Origin of the sequence: Nostoc sp., assembly GCF_036919575.1 — a bacterium.
GTDB lineage: Bacteria > Cyanobacteriota > Cyanobacteriia > Cyanobacteriales > Nostocaceae > Nostoc.
Genome location: NZ_JBALBY010000014.1, coordinates 1 through 19732, shown reverse-complemented (window position 1 = coordinate 19732; position 19732 = coordinate 1). Strand labels below are relative to the sequence as shown.

The 19732-nt window shown below is 43.6% G+C and carries 12 protein-coding genes; 4 read left to right on the top strand and 8 right to left on the bottom strand.

The annotated features are described in order from the left end of the window. From V7K27_RS04950 to V7K27_RS36395, 3 genes are all read right to left on the bottom strand, one after another. The gene (locus tag V7K27_RS04950) at positions 1–759 is read right to left on the bottom strand and encodes a DUF1822 family protein (protein WP_334944887.1); all 759 of its coding nucleotides are present in this window, start codon (positions 757–759) and stop codon (positions 1–3) included. Further along, positions 756–1451, bottom strand: a complete 696-nt coding sequence (locus V7K27_RS04945; protein WP_334944885.1) for a hypothetical protein — start codon at positions 1449–1451, stop codon at positions 756–758. Before V7K27_RS04945 ends, V7K27_RS04950 begins: the two co-directional genes overlap by 4 nt. A gap of 122 nt (positions 1452–1573) precedes the next feature. Continuing rightward, positions 1574–1780, bottom strand: coding sequence for an HNH endonuclease (locus V7K27_RS36395; protein WP_442938035.1), 207 nt, complete (start codon positions 1778–1780; stop codon positions 1574–1576). Between the two features lie 723 nt (positions 1781–2503). On the opposite strand from V7K27_RS36395, the gene V7K27_RS04940 reads away from it, so the two are divergent. Both V7K27_RS04940 and V7K27_RS04935 read left to right on the top strand, forming a co-directional pair. Then, positions 2504–2812 carry a hypothetical protein gene (locus V7K27_RS04940; RefSeq protein ID WP_334944883.1) on the top strand — a complete coding sequence of 103 codons (309 nt, stop codon included), beginning with the start codon at positions 2504–2506 and terminating at the stop codon, positions 2810–2812. Between the two features lie 708 nt (positions 2813–3520). Beyond that, complete coding sequence (locus V7K27_RS04935; RefSeq protein WP_334944881.1) at positions 3521–5962, top strand: two-partner secretion domain-containing protein; 2442 nt, start codon at positions 3521–3523, stop codon at positions 5960–5962. 414 nt (positions 5963–6376) lie between these two features. On the opposite strand, the gene V7K27_RS04930 is transcribed toward V7K27_RS04935, so the two are convergent. Beyond that, positions 6377–7408, bottom strand: a complete 1032-nt coding sequence (locus V7K27_RS04930) for a hypothetical protein (protein ID WP_334944879.1) — start codon at positions 7406–7408, stop codon at positions 6377–6379. A gap of 439 nt (positions 7409–7847) precedes the next feature. Between V7K27_RS04930 and moaA the strand changes: the two genes are divergently transcribed. Continuing rightward, positions 7848–8834, top strand: coding sequence for a GTP 3',8-cyclase MoaA (gene moaA, locus V7K27_RS04925; RefSeq protein ID WP_334944877.1), 987 nt, complete (start codon positions 7848–7850; stop codon positions 8832–8834). 121 nt (positions 8835–8955) lie between these two features. On the opposite strand, the gene rpsD is transcribed toward moaA, so the two are convergent. Continuing rightward, the gene (gene rpsD / locus V7K27_RS04920; RefSeq protein ID WP_196515572.1) at positions 8956–9564 is read right to left on the bottom strand and encodes a 30S ribosomal protein S4; all 609 of its coding nucleotides are present in this window, start codon (positions 9562–9564) and stop codon (positions 8956–8958) included. Positions 9565–10033: 469 nt separating this feature from the next. On the opposite strand from rpsD, the gene V7K27_RS04915 reads away from it, so the two are divergent. Next, the gene (locus tag V7K27_RS04915) at positions 10034–10708 is read left to right on the top strand and encodes a hypothetical protein (protein WP_334944874.1); all 675 of its coding nucleotides are present in this window, start codon (positions 10034–10036) and stop codon (positions 10706–10708) included. Positions 10709–11548: 840 nt separating this feature from the next. Here V7K27_RS04915 and hetR read toward each other — a convergent pair. The 3 genes from hetR to V7K27_RS04900 all read right to left on the bottom strand — a co-directional run bounded on the left by hetR (position 11549) and on the right by V7K27_RS04900 (position 19111). After that, the gene (gene hetR, locus V7K27_RS04910) at positions 11549–12448 is read right to left on the bottom strand and encodes a heterocyst differentiation master regulator HetR (protein WP_334944872.1); all 900 of its coding nucleotides are present in this window, start codon (positions 12446–12448) and stop codon (positions 11549–11551) included. A gap of 1892 nt (positions 12449–14340) precedes the next feature. Continuing rightward, entirely contained in the window at positions 14341–16584 is a 2244-nt protein-coding gene (locus V7K27_RS04905; RefSeq protein WP_334944871.1) for an EamA family transporter, read from the bottom strand. A 1189-nt stretch (positions 16585–17773) separates the two neighbouring features. After that, entirely contained in the window at positions 17774–19111 is a 1338-nt protein-coding gene (locus V7K27_RS04900; RefSeq protein WP_334944869.1) for an inorganic phosphate transporter, read from the bottom strand. Positions 19112–19732: the final 621 nt, after the last annotated feature.

Sequence of the window (19732 nt, the reverse complement as noted above, 5' to 3'; positions counted from 1 at the left end):
CTACGTAACATCTCCCCAAATTTCGGCTAACTTCTCCAATAGCATTTCGGCTAAATCTTGTAATTCGCTATCATCTGGCTGAATTGTTTCACGAGTAGCACCAACAGGGCGAACATCTCCAGCTAATATTTCCCCTCCGGGGTACCGCCACTCAAATTCATCGCCAGTTCGGTAAAGAAGCTCAAACTGTGCCACTATGACTGATAAAGGTTTATTGTCTAATACAGAACGTACTTGTACTGCCACCGAGTCATCAGTTTGCAGAAATGCGATCGCAACTTCAAGACGAGTAATTTGCTCAATGAGAGACTCAATCGGCTGGAGTTCTGACACTGCTAGCTGTGCAGGTGGATTCACTTCATCAAAGGCAGGTGCAAATCCCAATAGCTGCACTGAGTCTAGACTTTCCTGAAACTGAATAGCTACATAGCCAATCCGATTTTCTATATCGCTCGGTAATAAGATGATAGTTTCTTGGGGTAAAACTGGACAGCATTCTAATATTCCCACATTTGGAATTACCAAATCAGCAGCATTCGATAAAACTGCTTTAACTGGATTCCAGCAATCTGATGAATTGAAATCTGTTGGTATTTGCAACCATTTTAAATAGCTATGAACTGCGTAAACTGCTAACGCATTCAAATAAACTCGTTTACCTTTTTCTACTGTGCTTTGTTGAGCGGCTAAATATCTTGCTCTAGAATGAATTTCTAAATCTAGCGGAACCATTAACAAGGGGGAAGTTGTGCTGTTCATAACGATTGCTCCTGTTTATATCCCAAATCTTCGGCAATTTTTTGCAGTATTGGTTTGCATTTTCTCTTCCAATGCGAATTGACGGTTGTGTAAGGAATGCTCAACTCTCGCGCTATATCTGCAACTTTGTCAGGTGGTTCTATGAGTACTAATCGCTGGCTGAGGAATTGACAATTACACTGAACAGAAGAACTAGGATAGCTATTTTTGAGTTTCCTTTCAGGATCTTGCTCAATATAAAGCTCTAATTCTAGACCAATCCGTTGAGTAGTTTCCCGTTGAGAGATTTCAATTAGACCATCCAAACCACTCAAAGTAAAATTGGGTAACTTATCCAGCAGAGTTATTTCCCCAAAGTCGGAGGCAATGGGAGCATCTAAACTGAGTGGAACATTTTTCTTCGGTAATGATAAATCTTGAATTCGCCTATAGAGATAACTGTTAATCCACTTCACCAAACTTTCTACAACTGACCCAGAATAAGGCTCAAATCGAGAAATATTCTTGCTAATCCACTTAAAGGTACGGTTTAGCGCTGCTGGATAGTCTGGATGAGAGGATTTGGCTAATCCTGGAAGTCGCTGAATTTCTAGCAGTAGTCGGTGCATGAACAATCGCCATTTTCTGCTATTAGGTGGTTGTTGACGTACCTCTGTAATTAAGGTATTCAACCGTTGATCTAAATCATCCATGCCATTTTTTTCAAAGGTGTGGTTTTTCTGATGGATATTATCTCATTTAGCCGGATGCTTACACCCATGACGATATCTAGAAGTTGTCGGGGGATCTTTTGACAAAATCCAACTAAATGCTATTAGTAAGTTTTATTTAGAAACTCAAAAGTATTTTTGAGGTGTGGAGGAAACAGACTGTTCCCACGGGAATTATTGCAAGTAAAACAAGCCAAACGTAAGTTCGAGAGACTATTACATCCACCCAGGCTCTTAGGAACTAAGTGTTCAATGGTTCTTTCCGAATTGGTCATTTGCTTGCTACACCAGCAACAGCAGTTACCATACATTTGTAATAATTGGTGTCTCTTGCTACGCCTAGAGGCTGGAGACATATTAGCCATAATTTAACTGCCTGAGTATCAAGGTTTGAAGGTGTTCACTTGTTTAACAGGCCAGTACTAAAAAATGACGCAGAGTTTTTGATAAGGAGAATTCAGAACTCAGGAGTCAGAATTCAGAATTGAATTGGAGTCCGACTGGGTAATGAATATTGGTTTAAAACCTTGCCCGCAAGTGGCGCGAAAAAATTAAAATATTCTCGCCTTAAAACTCTATCCCTTTACAGCGCTTCCGGCTATTATGCAATATAGTTTTCTCCTTGCCCCTCTCCTATCATCGCTTTCAGCTTTTAGGATGTACCTCATAGCTGCCGGAAGTGCTGTATGGGTAGAGTATTCTGAATTCTGAATTCTGTATTCTGACTCCTGTTTGATTGCGTTGCAAAAATGCAAAAAGCAGATGCGGGGAATTAGCGATGTCCAAAGATAATCCGCTACGCGTCTACGCATTGATAGAGTATATTCTACTTCGTTGGAGGAATCGGTTCAAAAGTTTCTGGAGTCATTGCAATACGGTTCGGTAAAGCCCGTGAAACCCAACGTTTTAAGCGCTAACAGCACTGTTTCGGTAAATCCAGCCGAAAAACATTAAGTTTTGTGACAGGAGGCGAAATTCTTTTTAGCCAAGCTGAATCAACAATTGTACACATTCTGTAGGAAATGGAAACAGTTATGAACCCTGAAACCTTACAACAGTTACAAGACGAGATTCAACAGAAACTGCTTGCAAGCGTTAATAACGCTGACTTATACACAGTGCTTGAGAAGTACGGAGTATTAGAAGATCGAGCTTTGATAGTTCAGTGGCAGTGCAATCTTGACCTAAATAAAATCAAATCTGGTGATGCAGTTGATGAACAGCAACCGAATGAATTATTGCCCGCAACCCCAAAAGACACAGAAGAGAGAATTGTGCTAATGCAAAATTCATGGTGTGTCCCTTGCCCTTCAAATCACAACCCTCTTGGCTGTAACTGCTAAATAATTTAGTACTAGTACCGTGCGGCGTAAATACACATACCATTTTTAAGCCTTGCAATCAATCAAATTTTCGTAGCTTTTAATGGTCTGCTTACTTCCACCGTGCTGTACTAGGCAAATAGAATTCGCTGCTACACAAACGAAGTCCACCTCCGTGGACTAAGAGAAAATCAACGGTTTTTAACCCACGCAGGTGGGTAAAGTCTCGTGTAGCCGCGACTTCCAGTCGCCAAGGCTAGTAATAAATTAGACTTTTCAAACAACCTCTAAGGAAACCAACTTGGGTGCGCTGGTGAACCAGTTGCTACAACTCTTTTGACTACAGCAACGCACTGACTCCCCAAGAGTAATTTTATTTTTACTTTATCAAACAGCAATATTGCCGCCAGTCGTCAGAATTCATGTTAGGTATTCTGTATGACTGGCGGATGAATAACCGGGTTTAATACCCCCACCAAATCGTAGATTTGGTGGTGCAACAATTCAGTCGGGGATTCAGACCCGCGACTGATTGATTCTGACTCCTGAATTCAGAATAGCTGAATTCTTCTTCAAAAATGACCTCTAAAGAGTTTATTCTAGTGAGTATAAAAATGCTGAACTTTGCATTTACTAGTTAGGCTACAGAGATAATCTCAAGTATCACTATACCTAATTAGCAAGGAGCAGTATTTAAATATACTCTTATTTTTTGGGTGCAAGTTAGTCATGTCTCAATACCGAAGCAGTTGGTGCTGGGAGTTAGGGATTGTGAGTACCTTAGCGATCGCTGGAGTGCTGACTTTCTTTGAGAGTTTTGCCTTAGCCCAAATACAAAAGGATGGCACACTTGGATCTGAAAGTTCAATCATTACACCAAAGCTAATCGATGGTCAGCCTACAGACCAGATTGATGGTGGGGCAGTTCGTGGTACAAACTTATTCCACAGCTTTGAACAGTTTTCTGTCTCTGCGGGAAGAACAGCCTACTTTAACAATGCAAGAGATATTCAAAATATCATCAGTCGGGTAACAGGCAATTCTATTTCTAATATAGATGGCATTCTGAAAGCTAACGGCGCAGCCAACCTGTTTCTGATTAATCCTAACGGCATTGTTTTTGGGTCAAATGCTTCTTTAAATATCGGCGGTTCATTTGTGGGCAGTACGGCGAGTAGCTTGAACTTTGCTGATGGGACAAAATTTAGTGCTACATCTCCTCAAACTACACCCCTGTTGACAGTAAGTGTTCCCATTGGTTTACAATTCGGAACAACTGCGGCTCCCATCCGCAATCAATCCCAAGCAGAACCAGATGGCGCAGTTAATCTCTTTGGACAAGGCGTTGGTCTACAGGTGCAGCAAGGCAAAACCTTGGCACTCATCGGCGGTGATATCACGCTAGATGGGGGAAATATCACAGCAAAGGACGGAAGCGTTCAGTTAGGAAGTGTCGCTGATAATAGTCTGGTCAGTTTGAGTCCAACGAACCAAGGTTGGGCATTTGGATATGAAGGTGTTCCAAATTTCCAGAACATCGAATTAATCAAATCTAGCCAAATCTCATCCACCATAGATACTCATGGAGACAGTGGCGGCAATATCCAGATGCAAGGCAGGAATATACGGATAGCTGGGAGCTTCCTAGTTCTAGTTTATCCCTTGCAAGATCAGTCAGGGGGGAATGTGACACTGAACGCCTCAGACTCTGTAGTAGTTGAGCAAGATGCACAACTGTTTACTCAGAGTTTCTCCACCGGAGGCTCTGGAAACATAAATATCACTACTAAAAAGTTGCTCGTCAGAGATGGAGGACAATTGCAAGGGCAGTTGACCATAAACGCCTCAGATTCCGTGGAACTAATCGGCGGCACCTCCGTTTTTCAGCAAGATGGTAGTGATTTAATATCCAGTGGATTATTTAGTGCAACTTATGGCGATAAAAACGCTGGCAACATCACAATTAACACTAGAAACTTGCGTATCCAAGGAGGGGCAAAAATATCAACAACCTCTGAGAGCATATATGGTTATTTTTCTAACGAAATTATACCAGCTACAGGAAAAGCAGGAAATTTGATGGTGAACGCCTCTGAGTCTGTAGAACTAATAGGAACCTCACCAAATGGTTCTAGGGTCAGTGGCTTGTTTTCTGGAACTGAAGGACCTGGAGATGGCGGCAATTTGACGCTAACGACAGAGCGATTGATGATCGAGAATGGGGCTACAATATCTGTGAGCAGCCAAGCTAAAAAAAATGTCATTTATGACGGAGATCCAACTAACTTAGGGAAAGCAGGCGATTTAAATATAACCACTCGCTCCATACTTCTTTCCAAAGGAACACTCACATCTAATAGTGAGTCCGGTGGAGGCGGGAATATTACGCTACAGGTGCGGGACTTATTACTGATGCGCCACGACAGTAAAATAACCACTAACGCAGGTACGACAGGGCTTAGTGGAGATGGCGGTAATATCACCATCAAAGCACCTAATGGCTTCATCGTCGCCGCTCCCTTAGAAAATAGCGATATCACCGCCAACGCCTTCTCTGGCTCTGGTGGTAAAATCGGAATCACTGCTAAGAACATCTTTGGATTTGTGCCCCGCACTCGTGCAGAGGTAGAGAGGCTTGATTTAAAGGAAATCAACCCGAATAACGTGTCAACAAGTGACATCACCGCATTTTCTCAACAAAACCCTTCATTAAGTGGGACAGTCCAAATCAACTCACCTGATGCTGACCCTAGTAAAGGATTAGTGCAATTACCTGCAAATCTTGTTGATGCTTCGCAGCAAATTGTTGCTGGTTGTAATTCTGGTGGAAAAATAGCCAGGAGTTCATTTATTGCTACTGGGCGTGGAGGACTAGCGCCTGATCCCACAGAGCCATTGATCGCTGATAATGCAGTGCTGGCAGATTGGATTACACTGGAGCCAGAGAGTAAGAATCGTGCTGACGCTATTCACAAAAGAGTGGTTGTTGACAAGCAGAGAAATACAGAAGAAAACTCACACAAAGTTAATTTTGTCAATGAACCTACTGAAATTGTGGAAGCCCAAGGATGGGTAATGGATGCCAATGGGAATGTGGTTCTGGTTGCTCAAGTACCCACTGCGTCGGCCCATAACTCCTCACTTGTCGCTACATCTTGCGATGGTAATTAGAATTTGAGACATGGTGGTTTTAAGATGGCTGGTGTTAAACTCCGCATCCCTAAAACCTCAGTTTTGCGTTGCTTTCCCGCCCTGCAATAAATTGCGGGCTAATAGCTAAAGTACGTTGAAACGCACTGAAAAGGAACCCCACCCCCAACCCCTCCCCGCCTGCGGGGAGGGGAGACAAAGCATAGCTTTGGCGGGGTGGGGTTCCGGGTATTATGCTTAAGGGACTTCCAAGAAATAAATTATCCAAAGAAACGAACCACAGAGACAAGGCAGTGCGTTGGGCGGGTTCCCCGACTTGAAGCAACTGCCGCGCAGAGAACACAGAGAGAAGAGAAATAGAGAGGGGTTTGTGTTAGTTTTGGGATATTTTTTTATTTGGAAGTCCCTAATTGCTCATTCTTGACTCCCGATTCCCTAATTTGTCTCCTGAATTTGCAAACGAATAGTGTGTTCAGTCGCACCACTAAGTTGCAATTCCATGATTTCACCGCCCAGAGGTTCCAAGCAAGTGAGGAGCGATCGCAAGTTGGGTGTACTTGCGCCAGTATCTACATATAATCGATCTGCTAAATTACTGATCCGTTTCCAAGTCATGTAAAGTTTAGCGATCGTTTGTTCCATCTGCGATGCTTGATTTACTAAATCAGCAGCAATGCTCAAACAGCCGACTCTTTGCGCTTCTTCTAAGGCTGTTTCAATATCAACATTTTCTTGGGTCAGCGCCTGAACTTGAGCCGCCCCTTTGAGATATTTTGCCAAGTTACGCGCTTCGGTTGTTACCTGTTTGAGGGTATCCACATCAGGATTAGCAGCAATTTCCTTTTGAATAAACTTTTGGTGCGATTCTGGCAGTTTTTCCATTTCCTTCACCAGTGGGGCGATGTAGCGTGGAGGAAGGGTGTTATCTGCGGCTTTTTCCTTGACTGCTTCGGGTAATAAATCTGAGGACATGGCTGTCCATTCATCGCTGAGTTGACGCACTTCGCGCCTGGTGATGCGATCGCCTTTTTGGGCAGCTTCACTCACCATCTGTTGCACTTGGGGGGATGCTTTGGAGGTTTCGATAAATGCCCGTTTGCTGAAGTTGTTCACAGATCCGGGGTCAAGTTTCCCGTCTTCAATGAGAGTATCGGCACTATTGGCCAGTTGAATCCAGGCATAAGCTTGACTCTTGCTGATTTCCCGCTCTTTTAGCCATCGCAGAAAGCCAGTACCGCGTCCATCACCACCAATTTTCTCTCTGTCACGGATCGCCCGTAAAATTCGCCCCCGCCAGATTTCAGTTTGCAAATCAAAGCGATCGCATACCTGCCAAGCTATTTCTAGCTGCTGTTGAAAATCTGACTCTAGAATCTGTTCATCTTCTGGATCGGGCAGTTCAAAGCTGATATCTGCTGGCTGTAGTAAAGCCGCAGCAAGGTCGTTGATGGAGTCGGTATCTTGCACGATTGATGACTAACTAGTGGATGCGATCGGCTTATTATGCCACAATCTGTAGATTCTAACCTAAGTAGGTGGTGCGGTATCTTGAATTACAGCAAAATGGTAGGAAGGGTTGAAGAAGAATTCAGAATTCAGAATTCAGAATTCAGAATCAAGACGCTCGCGGACTCGCTCTAAGCCAAGCTATGCTGTTCGCGCAGCGTCTCGTAGAGAAGGCTTTACGCTGCGCTATCCGCCAGTGGTAAGCTAAAACACATCTAAGAAAGCATATTAAAATTTTCTCAATATCTTGTGGGGTGGGCAACATGAGCGCCCTGATTATGCAACTTCAATGCCGATTAGCTTACAGAATACCTTTCCTGTATTCTGACGACTGACGCCTTTATTCTGTTTTGGTAAACTACCTAAGTATGGTCTTTAATTTATCGAAGACAATAAAACGATGAACCCGGTAGACTACCTCCGCATTAGCTTAATCGATCGCTGCAATTTTCGTTGTCAATACTGTATGCCAGAGGGAGTAGAACTGGATTATATTCTCAAGCAACAAATGTTGACTGATGAGGAACTACTCACTTTAATTCAAGAGGTATTTATTCCAGTCGGCTTTAATCGGTTTCGCTTGACTGGGGGTGAACCCTTATTACGTCCGCGTGTAGTGGATTTGGTAGGTGCGATCGCAACTCTCCCCCAAACTCAAGATATCTCAATGACCACCAACGGTTTTTTGCTGGCTCCGATGGCACAAAACCTCTATAATGCTGGTCTGCGACGAATTAATATTAGTCTGGACTCTCTTGATCCCGACATTTTTGATCAAATTATCGGTAATCAGGGGCGTTCTCGTTGGCAACAAGTTTGGCAGGGGATTCAAGCAGCCCATGACGTCGGATTCGACCCACTGAAGCTGAATGTGGTAGTGATTCCTGGCGTAAATGACCACGAAGTTCTCGATTTAGCCGCCCTGACAATTGACAAACAGTGGCACGTTCGATTTATTGAGTTTATGCCTATTGGTAATGTGCATTTGTTTGGCGATCGCGGTTGGGTATCTTCAGCCGACTTACGAGGGCGGATTTGCGATCGCTGGGGCTTGACAGAATCTCAAGTTCGTGGTGCTGGCCCGGCTGATGTCTTTCAAATTCCCGGTGCGAAGGGGACACTAGGATTTATTAGTCAGATGTCAGAATGTTTTTGCGATCGTTGTAATCGGATGCGCCTGAGTGCCGATGGCTGGCTGCGCCCCTGTTTATTAAATGAAACTGGTCAAATAGATTTAAAAACTGCTCTGCGTTCTGGTATCAGCACCACTCAATTACAAGAGCAAGTCAGACATTTACTCGGAATCAAGCCAGAAATTAACTTTAAAGAGCGCGATTCTGGCATTTTAGGTACATATACCCGCACGATGTCGCAAATTGGCGGTTAGTCATTGGTCATTTGTCATTTGTCCTTTGCAAATGACTAGGGACAAATGACCCTTCGGGTTCGCTAGTTGCTCATGGGGGAAACCCCCAAGACCGCACTAGCTCACTAAGGACAAATGACTATTACGCTTGTCGTGAGTAGTATTCCACCACAAGTAGTTCATTAACTTGTAATGCCACCCATTCGCGTTCAATAACGCTGTTAACTTTACCAACCAACTTAGTTTTGTCAAACTCCAAATGACTGGGAAGATTAGCCAAACCGGGATATTGTAAGTTAGTTTCCACCATTTTACGTGATTGTACCCGATCTCTGACTGCAATCACTTCACCAGGACGACATTGGTAGCTGGCAATATTCACCACACGACCGTTAACAGTGATGTGACTGTGATTAACCAGTTGACGAGCTGCTGGAATAGTTGGGGCAATACCCAAGCGGAAAACGGTATTATCCAAGCGCATTTCTAGCAATTGCAGCAGCACTTGTCCGGTAGAACCAGTAACACGTCTGGCTTTCCGCACATAGCGCAGCAATTGCTTTTCAGTCAAACCGTAGTTGAAGCGGAGCTTTTGCTTTTCCTCTAGACGGATAGCATACTCAGAGCGCTTCTTGCGGTTCTGACCATGCATACCAGGTGGGTAAGCGCGTCTGGCGCTTTTACGAGTCAATCCTGGTAAGTCGCCCAAGCGACGGACAATTCTGAGGCGTGGTCCTCTATATCGGGACATGAGTTTCCTTAATCTAATCCTGTTTAAACTTTACCCAAACATTCTATATTGACATTCCACTGATTAAAAATCAGGGGATTCTTGATTTTTTGAGGCTGCTTGCCTTGGTATGACGTATCCTACCAATGTAGAGGCATCCAATGCGTGCCAGTTGCTTTAAGTCGGTAAAGCCGACCCCTGACTTGCAAGCCTGAATTCCGACGTGTCCCGCCGTACTCCTGCCAATAAGTTTTTTCTGTTTATTTAGTTTCGTAGGCTACTCAATCATCAGATTGGTTTACGCAGTATTCTTACTTTGAAATACTTTTTACGTTGCCTACTTATCTTTCAAACAGTTATATTAGCACAATTTTCGAGATAATTAATTATGTATAGACTTTAGTCCCGCCGAAATTCTTTGATTGCAGAGGATTTTTAAAATAATATTTGAGTTAGCATAGCCTTGGGTGTTTGGAGAATGGCAATATCAATGAGCAAAAAAGTGGTTAGCAGAGGTAAGAACAAACAAGGCAGTTCGACCTCCAGGATTTTAATAGTACCAGTTTTGGCGATCGCTGGATGGTTGACAACGATTTTGCCTAATGTGGCTGTTGCTGCCTCTTACAGCAATGATTATAGTGTCTGTGCAGGTCGCCTTCTGAGCGTCGGTGTCACGCCAGAAGCAGCATCACAAGGTTGTGCAAAGGCACTGCGTCCAAGGGATTTGGCTGCTTGCGTGGCTAAAATTGAGAAGCAGACCCAAATTGCCGCGACAGATGCGCTTTCTTCTTGTGGGAAAGCTAGGCGTCCTGAGGAGTTATCTACCTGTGTAGTCGGTGTCAGTTCTAGTACTCAGGAAGCAGTTAATCCAGCAGCTTTAGATTACTGTGGTCGCAGTTTGTTGCCCGTGCGCTTTGGTCAGTGTGTGGTTGGCTTACGTAGTAGTAAAATCGACCTTCCCCCTGCCCAGATATTGGAAACTTGTATCGATGCTAGTGACAGTGTTATCGGGGCTTCATCTTCGTCTACACCGCAGAATATAATTCCTACGGGATCAAGTCCAAGTCTCGATATTACCCCAATTCCAACGCCGCAACCGCTTGTTCCCGCGCAGCCGGTTGTTCCAACGCAACCGCTTGTTCCAACGCAACCCGGCACTAATTAAATTACAGTGCCTCGTTCCCAGTCTCCGACTGGGAATGCATTCAAAGAGGCTCCGCCTCAAGACTTGCGGCAGCAGCCCAATGAGGTGCATTTCCAACCATAAGCTGGAAACTCCGCTATAATTTCCCTCTGCTTGCAAATTATGCAAACGAAATACTTAGGGACTTCCAAGAAATAAATTATCCAATCTTGTGGGGTGGGCATCTTGCCCGCCTTTGACTATGGGCGGGCGAGACGCCCACCCCACAATAAATAGTTGTATATTTTTTTATTTGGAAGTCCCTTAGGAATAAGAATTAAATAACATAATTATGTCCCTGGCTTACCTCACCCTCAATCCCTCTCCTTATAAAGGAGAGGGAAGCTAGATACAGGATAAAGTTTTGCATTTTATTTAACAAAGTTTAGGGGTTTAAGTCCCCTGCATCAATTGCCGTACGTTTTGGGTCGGGGTCTAAATAAGAGTCACAAAACTTACTTCCGACTTCCGACTTCCGACTTCTGACTTCTTTAATCCACGTTTCTTAACAAGACAAAAGTCACAAAATTGCTTGTGACTTTTATACTACTAGTACAGTATTACAATTTGACGCACTCCCCCGCATAAATGACGGGGGCTTTACGCATCACAAATCATTCAAAAGCTTACTTTATCAGCTTTTGGAATTTTGAATTCAGCCTAATGGCGCTAGTACAGCACGGCGTAAATAAACCACCCATTCAAAATCAATACAACTCTTGGAGAGGCTGCGCCAACGGCAGAGCTACGTAACCATGAAACGCTTACTCTGTATACCTGTTTGAATTTTGAATTTTGAATTTTGAATTCCGCCTTGCGGTACTAGTCTTCTCTTTCGCCAAAAGCCGTCTGTAAAACCACTGGAATCCCACCGTCTTGGTGATATTTATCTGCCCAGGCACGGATAACTTCATCCAGTTCTTCCATAGCCTGCTCCATTTTTTCTGGGAGGATATCAAGTTCTTCCAGCAAGCGCATGGCATTTCGTCGCCGTTCTGCCCAATTTTTCATCATGCGGAAATACCGAGCGGTATCTTCCACCATGATATAAGTACGTTCTTGATCGTCTGCTGGGGCATAAAAAGGACGGGTAAGAGCGTAGAAGGGCATTCCCCAAGGAGAATCAATGCGTGTTACCGTGCCTGAGTAGAGTAGACGGCGCTTGATATGCTCACCCAAAGCTTCACTCAATGGCATTTGGTGTTCGGGTGGCAAATCTTCTTGCGATCGCTTGTGCAAAAACTCGATCAAATCCAGAAACTCAAAAGAGCTAACTAACTGGGCATCAGGTAGATTACTTGGCAGTTTTTGCTCAATTTGTCTTTTTTCTTCACTAGTCAGATTGCTACCAGGAACGCGCGATCGCCCCGGTTGCCAAGGATACTTTTCTAACCACACATAAGGCAATTGAATCAGATAACGCGGTTCCTGAGAACCCAGCATCTTTAACAGTTTGCCTTCTGTTAGCGCCTGTCTGACTTCTTCTACAATAATTTTTACGCGTTTCGGTTCCAGGTGGTGCAAATGCCCTGTCATCCGCAGGTTTTGTCCCTGCTCCAAATACGTCATGTAAATTGCACACTTTGCTGCTGTTGCGGCTGCGTCTAAAAATGCCCCATGCCTGTGCCCACTCGTCCGCATGGCACTAAAAGCCAGATAAAGCATGATCTGATCCATCGCACTGGGGTCAAGACGTTTGATCAGATCTATGTCGTTACTCATATTACAGACAATTGAATAGCACGTTTACAGAGTTTTTAATCAAGTGAGAATTGGTAGTATACACCTGGGCTAAAGCAATGTTTTCACTTCAAACTATATTAGTATGCGATAACTATCAGATCGGCGGTAGCACAAACTACCATTTTCGCATCTTTTCTGGTACATGAGCAGATTTAGTATTGTTACTATAACTGTCCCTACATCTAACCAGAAAATTACAGATATCACCAATTCTAGCTTGATTGCGGTTTCCGTCCCAAAAGTCAACTATGTTGCAATTAATCTACAAAGTCTTTCAGTTATCTGAGGTTTGTCTCATCTTTTAAAAGCAACAACGCCAAGCTACTTACACCTAATTGTGGCATTATACCGACTCGGAGTAATAACTAGTTTGCGCGGTCTATCTAGGATATCTGTTACTCGAAAAAGATGGTTTTTCTCAGCTTTGGCAAATTATTTGTAGCACACAGGTGAGTAGAAATAATTGGGAGTGGTCTAAAAATAAATCGCTTGCCAGGTGTAGCCACATTTAGAGGTTGTCTTTGTGAACTATCATCCCGTTGACAGCCTCCAGTGATGTCTCAGCAGTATCAGCCGTTGGCTTAAGGAAAGATAGTAGACATCAAGTAGAGCAAATAATTCCAATTTCAAAATACCTGTTGGTTTCTCAAATATTATTTTGTATCATATCATTGTTTTTAGTATTTGGAATAATTTTATATATTTTAAAGTTTATAAATAAAGCGGATTTAAATATTTTATATTCTGGTTAAATCAAGGTTTGATGATATTTTTATGTTGACTCCTAAAACCAAGTCTTATTTGTTTTTTGTGTTGATGATTTGACACAGAAAGCCGCGATTTAGTCTGAATTAATCGCATAGCTATCAGGCTTTGTGAATCGTGGCAATAACCTCAAGATTAGTTACTAGCCGTAGATATAATAAAACATATTGGATTCCATCTGATGATTCTTTGTCAATGAGTTTATATTTTTTTCATGAAAGAGTTTTAAGATTTCATGATTTAACTAATTCTTTGGCTGCTTTCAAATATGTTTTCACCTCGCTGTTTTATATATTTTAGAGACTTGAATTGCGTAGATAGTTTGTTGCTAGAAAAGAAGGAAAATCCGCAGCAGGCTACGATATAAGCTTCTTTCTCTGGGCGTTTGCGCGATCGCAGACCAAGTTGACGTTTTACAGACAGACAGAAATAAACATACCATCTCACCAAACACAAAAGCATGGAAATGAGGAATTTGGAATTTCACCTTACTCGCAGGGGTTTTGGTAGGATGAAGGTAATAGCTGTTTCACGGGCGATCGCTCCATATATTCATGTAGCGACAATAGTCTCCCACGCGGAAAAAACGGGTTACTCTAAACATTTTTGATCTCCTAGTTTCAAAATGTGCTGCAATGGTCTTAACTCCTTGCCAATTTCCTCTTTTAGCAAGTACTCATGCTCAATTGCTTAAGTTCAGTAGTACTCATACTGTCAGGGCTATTTCATTCTTGGCATAACCCGCCCGGAAATTTATTTCCTTTTCTTATAGTCCAAGTCCGTTTTAACGGACTCAAAAGCTTATTGATAGTCGGTTTTAACCGACTTTAGCTATGAGATGGGGAATTTATTCCCTGGCGGACTAGGGGAGGATGAAATAAACCTGTTCATACTGCTTATATATACGTGTTTTCCCTACCTGTATCAGGCTAAATCCCTAAAAATATATTACAAGTCAAGTTATTTTGATTACTGTCCGCTAATCTATTAGGTGTTATCCACACCTATACAGTAGTCCTAAATGATTCGTAAAAACTTAGATCCCCGACTTCTTTGAGAAGTCGGGGATCTTGTATCTGACAGATGATACTGATTGAACTCGCCATTTAATTCGTGGGATTAGAGGGTTTAACCTGATTTCGCATTGTTTCCAAGCTGAAAGCAGCCGCCCCAAAGGTTACTAACAACACACCCAGAATTTGTACAATATCCAAATTTTCTTGAATGATTAGCCCAGCGAAAATCACGGTTAAAACTGGAATGCTACCACCGACGATCGCCGATCGCGAGGCGCCTAGTTTACTTATACCAATATTGTTGAGCAAATAGCCCGCAAGAGTCAGCACACCCAAAATAAATGCACTTAAAACTAGTTCCAGTATTTTAGAGGGGTCAAGTACCAAGTTCCAACTGCTTGGTAAAGGTAGCATCAAGCAGATAAAGCTCAACAACAACATGGTAGCGAAGTTTATTAAAGTAAAAGTCACCGGATGCAGTTTGCTAGCACAAACCCGCGTCAAAATTATGTAGGCAGCAAAAGCCACGCCCGCAAGAATGGCGGTGCTGCTTCCCATACCGATGCTGGGAGAACCCGCTAAAACCAACAATTCACCGCAGCAAATCGCAGCGATCGCACTGATGCGGAATATTGTCGGGCGATCGCGAAACAGAAACCACGACAATAAACCACTAACCATTGGATAGACAAAGAACAGTGCGATCGCCATTCCAGTCGGGACTTGTGCGATCGCAATGTATATTAGCACCTGAGACAAAAACAAAAAGCCCCCACTCACAATCGACAACAGCAAAATTTGCTTGGTAGCTGCATTCGCACCTGTGGGATTTCCTCGGACTGAATTAGCCAAGTTTTCCAAGTCTTGCCACAATTGGGGATGCAGTATCGGAGACAACAGTAACATCAGTGGAACTACCACCATAAATCTTAGGGTCAAAATTAACAGAGTATTGCCCAAAGTGGGCGGCAGCAAGCGCTCTACCTCTAATACTCCAAAAATCTGGGAACCTTCGTGGAAAATCACCTTGATGGCGACGTTATAAAGTGACGATACGACTGCCGATAAGACAATTAACAAGAAACCAATTTGAAGCGGCGATAAACCAGAGGAATTAGGCGATCGGGATTGTGGGGGTTTTGCTTCCGGTTGCGGCTCTAGGGCAGTCGCCGATGAGGATTTAGCTTTGCTCTGCGATCCGTTCCTGCGGACGACAGAAATTGGTTCAGCAGCGTTTCTCCTTCGTGAAGGTGGTATTGCTCGTGGCTGTGGTACAGATGCAGTCGGAGGCTCTGATGTCGTTTCGTTTTCTAGCAAGTCCTGATTTAAAACAGAAATTGGTTCGGTGGCATTGTCTTTTGGTGGCGGAACTACAACAGGTGGCGGCTCTGATATAGTTTCCCTTTGGGACAAGTCTTGGCTGGGGACAGAAATTGGATTCGCGGCGTTTTCTCTAACAATGGTTGGCTCTGATATCGTTTCCCTTTGGGACAAGTCTTGGTTGGGGGCAGAAATTGGATTCGCGGCGTTTTCTCTAACAATGGTTGGCTCTGATGTCGTTTCCCTTGGTGAAAATTTATTAGCGATCGCGGAAATTGGCTCAGGGGAATTTCTGACTACTTCGCCAGACTGTGGCGGAGATGTCTCAAAAGAACTGTTTTTTTCCGGCTCCGTAAACTGCAAAACAGTAGGTGTACTTGCTGTTGCTGGTTTGCGTGAAGTTTCTTCTATAGTTTTTTCTAGTTCTCCATGCAGGCGATTAACAAACTCCGCCAAAATCGTTTCCCCTTGCTGCTGCTGGCTATACATCCGTGACAACTGCTGGGAAAGATTACTTTGATAATTTTTGAGTTCCTGTTGCAGCGAGTTAAAGGTAACAGTAACGGTGTCATCGAGGCTGTCAAACATGTGTTCGACTTTTTCATTGATTTCGCCGACTACATTGCTGCTGACTTCAGCGGACTTTAGCGCAGCTTGTTCATAAGACTTGCCCTCGCTGGTTTGGTTAGCTAAAGTTGCCAGAGAGGATTGCAGTTGTGAAGATATATGCTTTGCCAGAACTTCTGCCAGTTGACGAATTAACACTTGCTGCTCAGTGATTTGGCGCACTTGTTGTAAATGCTCTTTTTCCTCTACCAAGCTTTGAATTTCATCAGATAACCGATTTTTTTCGGACTGAAGCCGCTTTACATCTTCCTGCAATGCTCTGAGGACATTCTGCTGAAGATTTTCTAAGTCTTCAACTACAGCCCAAAGAGCATTTTCTGCTGCTCTGGATAGCTCGCCTCTAACTCGCGGGTTTTGGTTTTCTGGTTGCTTCTCGAATCGCCCCATTAGCTTCTAACCTCTAACACCTTGACGATAAAGCTGCTTCCGGTACACTTGGCGCTCATAGTAATTTCTTGTATTTTGTCAGATAAATTAAAAATTTTAACAGCACTTCCGCATTTCAACGTAATTCTGTCATACTAGACACCGGTTAGCAAAGGCTCAAATTTGCTCCACTGCTTACTACACGGTCTTGTCTTCAGCATTGACAAGTATTTGGTCAGTTTAATTTCCATCAAGATAATATTCGCCAATGAGATTTTTACTTTTAAAGAAATCTCACTTAAAATACAATACGCTTCGGTTAAGGCTAAAACTCTTTGTCAAAGTCAATTTAACGAACCGCAAAGGACGCAAAGGAGAGGCAGCGCGTTGCGGGGGTTCCCACGCCACTTGCTTTATGCCGGGGAACCCGTCCACCGCAGTGGCTCCCCGTTGTAGCGACTGCCGTCGCAAAGAAGAGAAGGAAGAAATGCTTAACTGAACTGTATTGACTTCAAATAAATATTTATTGTTTTGCTGCCAATAGTAATTCGCAAACACTTACAGATGCGTGCGCGTAGGCGCAAACCGACTTTTCCCCAGACATTGCCACAAAACTGTCTGACTTGCGAAACTAGCTGTAAATTTGTGTGGAATGTAACTTGTGTGACAGTTTACATCTCTAAATGGAGATTAAAGTATCTTTCTGTGGAAATTCAAAGTTACGCTATCCCCTGCACAACATTCTAATGAATGAGCAGCAATTCTGCAAAAGCACGCTTTTTTGGCGTTGTTGCAGTCTAGGTTCTACTTTGAGTAGATGCAGTAGAAGAAAAAGTTAGGAAAATATTCTTGAAGAAGAATCCAGAATCCAGAATTCAGAATCCAGAATTCAGAATTCTGAATCAATACTTCGGCAGAGCTACGTAACCATCAGTTGGGGATTGTTACCCGCACTTCATTGGTGTCAACTTAAGCCAAAACCCTTTTAAAACCTCGTTTCTAGCCTCTGGCTGGAAATGCAGATCAAAAGCGGCTCTGCCGCAAGTCTTGAGGCGGAGCCTCAACGACGGGCATTCCCAGTCTCCGACTGGGAACGAGACAATCTCTAAATGCTTCTTCTAGACTAACTTTCAGGTCGTTGTGTCGTACAGAATACCTTTGCTGTATTCTGACTCCTGACTCCTGACTTCTGAATTCTGTTCAATAATTCTTAGAGGAAGAAAATCCGGGCGATGCTAAAGATGGCAGCGCTAAGGATAGCACTTATGGGGATTGTAATTAGCCATGCGGCGGCGATACCTTTTAGTGTTTGGAACTTAATCGACTTGATATTTTGCACTAATCCAATACCAACTACACCACCGACAAGGGCGTGAGAGGTGGAGACTGGTAAACCTAGCCGGGAGGCGATGAGGATGGTGGTAGCAGTCGCAAGTTCGGCACAAAATCCACTACTAGGTTGCAAGGCAATAATGTTTTCGCCAATGGTGGCGATAACTTTTTTACCCCAGACAGCTAAACCACCAACAATCCCAGCACCACCAAGGATTAAAATCCAAATGGGGATAGTGATACCATCTGTAGGTACGCTACCAGTGCGATTGATGTAAACGATCGCAGCTAAAGGAGCGATCGCATTTCCCACATCATTAGAACCATGAGCAAAGGCTACAAAGCAAGCACTCAATAATTGGAATCGGCCGAATAATCTTTCTACGGGATTGGGGAGTGGGGAGTGGGGAGTGGGGAGTAGTTCTCCCTCATCTCCCTCATCTCCCTCATCTCCCTCATCTCCCTCATCTCCCTCATCTCCCTCATCTCCCCCCATCTTCCCTAACTGTCGCCAACTAATGATTGTGAGTCCAACTGCTGCTACTGCACCTGTTAACAGTGGGATGTCGTAAGCGGGGATTGTAAAACCAACTTGCTCAATTACAAAATTGGTTAGCGGTTCAGTCAGCGATGGTAATACAATCACGCCGAATACACCTAGCAGTAGAGTACTTAACCAGGGAATCCATTCTTGTAACTGCACTACTTGATTGGGTTGATCCAAAATCCAGTGCTTGATTTGACTGTAGAATAAAGCAGCGATCGCACCACTAATTAACGGCGTTAAAATCCAGCCAATGGTAATCAATTTAATTGATGACCAATCAATTGCATCTACTCCCAAAGCTACCCAACTAAATCCAGCGATCGCACCAACAACCGCATGAGAAGATGAGACTGGTAAACCCCGTGATGTGGCAATTTGCAACCACACACCACACGATATTAGTACCGTTACCATCCCAACAACAAATATTTGGGGTGTAGCAGCGAATAAGGCGGGATTAGCAATTTTCGTTGCTAGGGTTTCCGTTACCTCATGCCCAAACAATACAGCACCCGTAAACTCTAATACCCCAGCAATAATTAGTGCTTGTTTGAGGGTAACAGCTTTGGAACCTACAGAGGTTCCCATTGCGTTAGCAACATCGTTTGCTCCAAGATTCCAAGCGACGTAGAAAGCTAGTAAGGCGACGGAAAGTAGAGTATAGGACATATATAGGCAGGTAGGGAACATGGGAAAGAAGTCGGAAGTCGGAAGTCGGAAGTCGGAAGTTGGTCGCTGAACTTCTGAACTTAGTCGCTGAACTTCTGAGCTTAGTCGTTGAACCTTTGAGCTTGGTCGTTGAACCTCTGAGCTTGGTCATTGAACCTCTGAGCTTGGTCATTGAACCTCTGAGCTTGGTCGCTGAACCTCTGAGCTTCAGACTTCTATAGGACTTACGCAGAAGAGATCCCCCCAACCCCCCTTAAAAAGGCTTGCTCTTAGAGTTTCTTTTCCCCCCTTTTTTAAGGGGGGTTAGGGGGGATCTTCAAGTTTGAAAACAGTCACTAGTAGTCTGTCAAGCTTAAATTGATGGGTAGTGCGAGCATCTTGCTCGCGTCGTGAGCGAGACGCTCACACTACCAACCCGTCAAAATGAATTTGACAGACCACTAGTAGTCTATGTCATTAGTTTTGATGGGTTCTGTCCTATCGTTTTATAATAACGATGTGTCGGCATATCGGGACACGAGTCTCAGTGCGATCGCTAACAATTTCAAAGTATATTAATTAGGTGTATGAATAAAAAACATAGCATTTTTCTTAGTGATGAGCAACGGCTACAACTGGTTG